Raw genomic sequence first — 815 nt, 5'->3', positions numbered from 1 at the left:
CGACCCCGAACAGCCCGGAGGCGATGCCGCCCCCGGCCAGGCTGCCGGCGACGGCGCATGCCGCCACGCCGGTGCGGATCAGGTCAGTGACACTCTTGCGGTTCAACATCTCGCTCCAAAACTCTCGGATCGGCGTCGGAAGTCAGACTACGGCTGCGTGGCGGCCTGTTCGTAGATAAAGCGCTGATCGGGGCAGTAATAGTTGATGGCGGTGCCGAGGAACTGCCAGGACTGGGCCGGACTGCTGTCCTTGTCCAGCTGATTGCCGACGAATTTGACCGAGTCCTGCGCATTCTTGTCGACGCCGTTGTGCAACCGCTTGCACATGATCTTGGCAATCCAGGCGTTGTAATCGCGCTGCCCGTAAATGCCGAATGTGTGCAGCTCATTGGCGAAATCAGTATCCCTGTCGGCATGTGCGGGAGCAGCGAAGGCGATGGCCGCCGCGGCACCGATTACTGCCAGGCCTGAAAGCTTCATGCGGTGAATCTTAGCCCACCTAAGCCTGTGCGGGTGTGAGCTCTGTTCATCCGATTGCCGTCAATAACGGGACATTCTGCTCGGCGCTGGTGAGCGAACCGTGGTGACCGATCAATGCCGACTCCATCGGTTCGGCCTTGCGACGCAACATCGCCGCCGAGCCTTGCGCCGCGGCCACGACATCGCCGATGCGCATGCGGACGTCATCGCGCACCCGCGGTCCGAACCAACCCGCCGCGATCGCCTCATCCCGCGACATCACCCAGGCAGAGCTGCCCAGGGTGGCCCGCCACGCCGCGAGGACGTCGTCGGCCGCACCGGGTGCGGTGTAGACG

1 protein-coding gene and 1 pseudogene are annotated in these 815 nt (G+C 63.8%); both read right to left on the bottom strand.

Annotated features, from left to right (window positions below; translation table 11 throughout):
* Positions 1–147: 147 nt before the first annotated feature.
* Positions 148–480, bottom strand: coding sequence for a DUF732 domain-containing protein (locus BN4332_RS32645; RefSeq protein WP_066904552.1), 333 nt, complete (start codon positions 478–480; stop codon positions 148–150).
* 46 nt (positions 481–526) lie between these two features.
* A pseudogene (locus tag BN4332_RS32640) lies at positions 527–815 on the bottom strand (alkaline phosphatase family protein); the annotation flags it as partial.

Source organism: Mycolicibacterium houstonense (assembly GCF_900078665.2).
Lineage (GTDB): Bacteria > Actinomycetota > Actinomycetes > Mycobacteriales > Mycobacteriaceae > Mycobacterium > Mycobacterium houstonense.
This window is presented reverse-complemented; position numbering and strand designations above follow the sequence as displayed.